Annotated in this window: 9 protein-coding genes; 3 read left to right on the top strand and 6 right to left on the bottom strand. The window is 41.3% G+C overall.

What is annotated here, in order from left to right; all coding sequences use genetic code 11:
- Positions 1–92: 92 nt before the first annotated feature.
- From IQ228_RS21555 to IQ228_RS21545, 3 genes are read right to left on the bottom strand one after another with little or no spacing between them, the layout of a single operon-like run.
- Positions 93–272: a hypothetical protein gene (locus tag IQ228_RS21555; protein ID WP_027401120.1), complete on the bottom strand. Its 180-nt coding sequence runs from the start codon at positions 270–272 to the stop codon at positions 93–95.
- 57 nt (positions 273–329) lie between these two features.
- Positions 330–671, bottom strand: coding sequence for a DUF5615 family PIN-like protein (locus IQ228_RS21550; protein WP_027401121.1), 342 nt, complete (start codon positions 669–671; stop codon positions 330–332).
- A gap of 3 nt (positions 672–674) precedes the next feature.
- The gene (locus IQ228_RS21545) at positions 675–1,001 is read right to left on the bottom strand and encodes a DUF433 domain-containing protein (protein ID WP_027401122.1); all 327 of its coding nucleotides are present in this window, start codon (positions 999–1,001) and stop codon (positions 675–677) included.
- 139 nt (positions 1,002–1,140) lie between these two features.
- Between IQ228_RS21545 and IQ228_RS21540 the strand changes: the two genes are divergently transcribed.
- Positions 1,141–1,401, top strand: coding sequence for a hypothetical protein (locus IQ228_RS21540; RefSeq protein ID WP_152540410.1), 261 nt, complete (start codon positions 1,141–1,143; stop codon positions 1,399–1,401).
- 103 nt (positions 1,402–1,504) lie between these two features.
- Here IQ228_RS21540 and IQ228_RS27220 read toward each other — a convergent pair whose 3' ends face one another.
- From IQ228_RS27220 to ruvC, 3 genes are all read right to left on the bottom strand, one after another.
- The gene (locus IQ228_RS27220) at positions 1,505–1,633 is read right to left on the bottom strand and encodes a hypothetical protein (protein ID WP_255549988.1); all 129 of its coding nucleotides are present in this window, start codon (positions 1,631–1,633) and stop codon (positions 1,505–1,507) included.
- 79 nt (positions 1,634–1,712) lie between these two features.
- Positions 1,713–1,898: a hypothetical protein gene (locus tag IQ228_RS21535; RefSeq protein WP_027401123.1), complete on the bottom strand. Its 186-nt coding sequence runs from the start codon at positions 1,896–1,898 to the stop codon at positions 1,713–1,715.
- 546 nt (positions 1,899–2,444) lie between these two features.
- Entirely contained in the window at positions 2,445–2,936 is a 492-nt protein-coding gene (gene ruvC, locus IQ228_RS21530) for a crossover junction endodeoxyribonuclease RuvC (protein WP_027401124.1), read from the bottom strand.
- 191 nt (positions 2,937–3,127) lie between these two features.
- On the opposite strand from ruvC, the gene yvcK reads away from it, so the two are divergent.
- On the top strand, positions 3,128–4,501 hold the full coding sequence (yvcK, locus tag IQ228_RS21525; RefSeq protein WP_027401125.1) for a gluconeogenesis factor YvcK family protein: 1,374 nt from the start codon (positions 3,128–3,130) through the stop codon (positions 4,499–4,501).
- Positions 4,471–4,635 (top strand): hypothetical protein, encoded by a 165-nt coding sequence (locus IQ228_RS21520; protein ID WP_193964382.1) that lies wholly within the window; start codon positions 4,471–4,473, stop codon positions 4,633–4,635. The genes yvcK and IQ228_RS21520 overlap by 31 nt, the downstream gene beginning before the upstream one ends.
- Positions 4,636–4,639 lie beyond the last annotated feature (4 nt).

Here is a 4,639-nt window from a genome sequence, read left to right as displayed (position 1 = left end):
CGGTTTGCAAATCGTTTTCTAGCCAATTTAAGAACCATTCGTTAATATGTCAAGTTGCCTGAAAAACCCAACAGACAAAGCTTTCAGGTTTTTTAATAAATTCTCACCCCCTGTGAACGGTTACCAAGCAAGGCGCGTTTACGGCGGGTATCCTGTGCTAATACCTGGCCATAATTAAGGGAAGCTTGATGAATGGCAAATTGATTTACACCCAGAATGGTGAGGGATGCACCGATAGATTGGAGAAAATGACGACGCTTTATGATAGGCATAGTTTCGATACTGTGCAGTTAAGAAAAGTAGAATCTTTATGGTAAATCTTTAGTTTTTTAAGTGACTGGACGTACCACACGAATTAGTTTTTTTCGCAATGATGTTTCTGCTGTTACAGCGTCATTGATTCTTGCTGCAAATTGTTCCCAGTTACGATTATTGCTACAAACAACAATTCCAAAGTGGTCATCATCACGACGATGTAAACGGATAAAATCATATTTATTAATAGTTAATATTGCCCGTTCTTGACTGATGGCAAATGCTAATACTTCATCGTCAGGTATGCGTTGATCTGCATTTCCTGCTTCTTGAACTGTCAAAACATCATGCCCCAAACTGCGTAATAATTCCACAACTGGAAAAGGAAACTGCTCATCTGCATAAAAACGTGCCATTGACTATGCTGCCTCATTACGCTCAATTACCAATGCGATTTCATCAGCATGAGCTTCTGCATATACCCAAGCATGAGCTAAATCCGTAGCTGAAATGGTGGGATAGCTGGTTAAAAGGTCAACATCACTATATCCAAGTTGTCGAGCTTCAACTAGTACCCAGACAGGAATACGAGTATTAGCAATGCAAGCTTCTCCACCACAGACTCTAGGGGTTTTCTCAATTCCTTGCCAATTGCTACCAAGACTTTGAGCAAGTAACTGTATAATCTGGACTTTTTCATTAGGTTTAAGGGCAAGAAGTTGTTGTTCTAACTCTTTGAGTGTCATGGATATCAATCCTCTAATGCCTTGTCAAGCTACATTTACAATTTTAATCCGCCACAGTGCTTCAACTCAAGCTACTTAATATTTACGATATACTGAAAGCAAAATTTCAAGTAATTACCTCAATATTAAATATAATATAATGTCCTTGCGACTTAGACTAATTAGCTGGATCACGTCGCCTCTGCTGCTGACGCTGATTCCCTCCTTGTTACCCATTCCCAGTTATCTCCTCTCTACCACCGCCCAAGCACAGACGAGTCAAGACCAGAAAACAGAAGCAGACAAGCTATTAGAGCAAGGAAATCAGCAATTTCAACGTAGCCAATATAAAGATGCAATTCAGTCTTGGCAACAGGCATTAGTGATTTATCAACAACTTAAAGACCGCAAAGGGTTGTAGATTTACCTAAGCTTAAATCGTGCTTCTAAAGCAGTAGCGATCACTTCACTTCCTTGACTACAGGTAACTGTCGTATCTCTGGACGTAAACCAGCCCGACGTACTCATGCAATGTAAGCATTAAGTCGGTTAAGATGGTCTACCCAACCTTCTGCTTCAGTTCCACCTTGATGAGTTCCCTCGGCAAAATCCGCATTTAGTTCTAAGGAACTTCCAATTAAAAAAATACCCAAAAATTTCTTGTGGTGCGGGACGAATTGCCCGCTAATCATCAAGGACAGGCAGGATGCCCATCCCACAAAATTGGGTAATTTATTTTTTGGTGTTCCCTAATGCCATTGCCGCTAGTGGAACACCGTACTCTTCCACTAAAATCTGAATTGCCCACATCGTCACAGGGTCTTCTGCTGGACGCACATAAGAACCATCAGCTTTAAATAATTTCTTTAAATTTATATGCTGGCGATACTTTTCTGGTAATGATAAGTAATTGGACAAAAATATTTACAGTCATTGTGAGCGAAGGGAAGCAATCACAACTCTTAGAATTGCTTCATTTCACCTCGTTTTATATGGCTAACGCCACGCAACGCTTACGCAATGACATTGTGTAATTAATTCTGTCTCACTACTTGTATCTATGGGAAATAGGTTACATAGTAGCTAAATAATATAGCGGTATGCACTTGAATGAGATACAGTGATTAAATTGCAAAACCTGTAGGGCGGGGAAACCTCGCCTTAAATTGTATTGCATCTGACCGATAACCGCTATATGCTATTTCAAAACACTGGTATTTTGAGAGCGCAATTACTTGCTTCTTACATTACCAGTTGTCCGGTAACAATAATATTATGTTGATATATTTTGAACTGACTTGAATACAAGCTGCGATTTCATCAACCCGTGTCTAGGGGTAGAGTATCATGTTTCCGGTGGTAGCGATCGCTCAACCTTTTGAAATTTCAGTGGAGGCCATGGGCGACAGACTCAGTTTAATTAATTATTATTCAGTTTCCAACTTTATTCTATTTTTACACGAATCACAACTGAAACGAAGCCGTTAGTGCTACCGCTAAAGCATCTGCCGCATCATCAGGTCGAGGAATTTCATCTAAATCCAATTCCCGCATCACAGCCTCTTGCACTTCTGTCTTATCTGCTTTACCATAATTCGTTAAAGCTTGCTTAATTTGGGGAGGTGCAAATTCCACATAAGGGAGTTTACGCTGTCCTAAAACTAACATCAATACACCCCTGGCTTGTGCTACAACAATGGTATTTGCCATCCGATAAAAGAATAATTTTTCAATGGCTACTAAATCCGGCTGTAAATCCTCAATAACGGTGTGTAAATCGTCAAATAATGTGCATAGTCGTTGACTCATTTCCATATCGGCACTGGTGCGAATTACTCCAAAATCAACCATCTGTACCGTTGTCTGTTGTTCTTTTGTTTGACTTTGCTGCCAATCAATTGCCCCAAATCCCACAGTTGCTAGTCCTGGATCTATTCCTAAAATTCGCTTTTTCATAAAATTCTTGATAACTGGGGTGATTGGTGATTGGTATTTCCTTCTTCTGACTCCTAACTGGGCGCAGGCCCTGCGCCCCTACTCGGTGATGATGAAGGATTGAATAAATGTGATGGTTTTCCCTTAGTGTGGAAACCAGGTGATGTAAATTTTTTGTTAAATATTGTTTGTACCAACTTTCCCTATTAGGTATGTTTATCGGTTTTCTGAAACAAGCCATTAATTCGCTACAGCTACAGTCCCAAGGTCGCACTTCCTATCGGTTTAACCAATGGTGCAAATGGTTGTCTCCTGGATTAGCTGTGAAACGCTGGTTACTTATCAGTATTGGGGGTGTTTTCTTAGCCAGTTTGGGGTTGGCTATTTGGGTAAAATTAACCCCGATTTTTTGGATTCTGGAATTGCTGAAAGGTCTTTTGGGTTTCCTGGCTGACATTTTACCCAACTATATCAGTGGTCCGGTACTCCTGGTATCTGGTGTGCTGTTGGTGCTGTGGGGACAATCTCGCACTGTTGGTTCAATTACGGAAGTTCTCAGACCTATTGGTGATGAAGAGGAGTTGATAGATGTCCTTTTGGCACATCGTCGCCTATACCGAGGTCCGAAAATTGTGGTTATTGGTGGTGGAACTGGACTTTCAACTTTACTCAGAGGCTTAAAAACTTATAGTGCTAATATTACTGCTATTGTCACCGTAGCAGATGATGGCGGTTCTTCTGGGAGACTGCGCGAAGAATTTGGCGTTTTACCACCGGGTGATATCCGCAATTGTTTGGCGGCGTTAGCAGATGAAGAAAAATTACTGACGGAATTATTTCAATATCGCTTTCGGGCGGGAGATGGTTTAACAGGTCACAGTTTTGGTAATTTGTTTTTAACTGCCATGACTGATATTACTGGAGATTTGGTGCAAGCGATCGCTGCCAGTTCTAAGGTATTGGCGGTGAGAGGACAAGTTTTACCTGCTACCCTTAGCGATGTCCGTCTCTGGGCAGAATTGACAGATGGTCGCCGCATTGAGGGTGAGTCGAATATTCCGAAAGCTGCGGGGAAAATTGTCAAAATTGGTTGTATTCCTGAAAATCCACCGGCAGTTCCCGCCGCAATTAAAGCCATTAAAGAAGCTGATTACATTATTATTGGTCCGGGTAGTCTTTACACTAGCTTAATTCCTAATTTGTTAGTTCAAGAAATTGCTGATGCGATCGCCGCTACCAGCGTACCTCGTATCTATATCTGCAACATTATGACTCAGCCAGGAGAAACTGATGGATATAGTGTTGCTGAACATATTCAAGCCATAGATGACGCTTGTGGCAACAGAAGGTTATTCGATGCCGTATTAGTTCATAAAAAAACACCCTCAGCCCAAGCACTGATCCGTTATGCCCAACAAAACGCCCATCCAGTTTTTTTAGACCGAGAATCTGTCACCCAATTAGGACGGCGAATAGTTCCTGCTAATATTCTCTTTGAAGATGAAAATGGTGCTGTTCGCCATGACCCGCAGAGATTAGCCAAAGTTTTATTAAAATGGTACAGTGGCGCACATCACGGGAAGTAAAAACTGGGGACGGGGGTAGAAGCAGCTTGATAATTTCTACCCATAACTATCCATATATTACTGTTTGTCCAAGTCTTCAAGAAGTTGATCAACAAAATCCCTCAACCGTTGCTGCCAATCAGGGACGGTTTTAATTTT

The sequence above is a fragment of the Dolichospermum sp. LEGE 00246 genome, from assembly GCF_015207865.1.
GTDB lineage: Bacteria > Cyanobacteriota > Cyanobacteriia > Cyanobacteriales > Nostocaceae > Dolichospermum > Dolichospermum heterosporum.
The sequence above is the reverse complement of the archived record's forward strand: the minus strand, read 5'-3'. Positions and strand labels throughout refer to the sequence as shown.

What these genes read in the sequence shown, in the direction of transcription:
- IQ228_RS21555 (WP_027401120.1), bottom strand. Translation starts at nt 272, where the DNA reads ATGCCTATCATAAAGCGTCGTCATTTTCTCCAATCTATCGGTGCATCC.
- IQ228_RS21540 (WP_152540410.1), top strand. Translation starts at nt 1,141, where the DNA reads ATGTCCTTGCGACTTAGACTAATTAGCTGGATCACGTCGCCTCTGCTG.
- yvcK (WP_027401125.1), top strand. Translation starts at nt 3,128, where the DNA reads ATGTTTATCGGTTTTCTGAAACAAGCCATTAATTCGCTACAGCTACAG.
- IQ228_RS21545 (WP_027401122.1), bottom strand. Translation starts at nt 1,001, where the DNA reads ATGACACTCAAAGAGTTAGAACAACAACTTCTTGCCCTTAAACCTAAT.
- IQ228_RS21520 (WP_193964382.1), top strand. Translation starts at nt 4,471, where the DNA reads ATGGTACAGTGGCGCACATCACGGGAAGTAAAAACTGGGGACGGGGGT.
- IQ228_RS21550 (WP_027401121.1), bottom strand. Translation starts at nt 671, where the DNA reads ATGGCACGTTTTTATGCAGATGAGCAGTTTCCTTTTCCAGTTGTGGAA.
- ruvC (WP_027401124.1), bottom strand. Translation starts at nt 2,936, where the DNA reads ATGAAAAAGCGAATTTTAGGAATAGATCCAGGACTAGCAACTGTGGGA.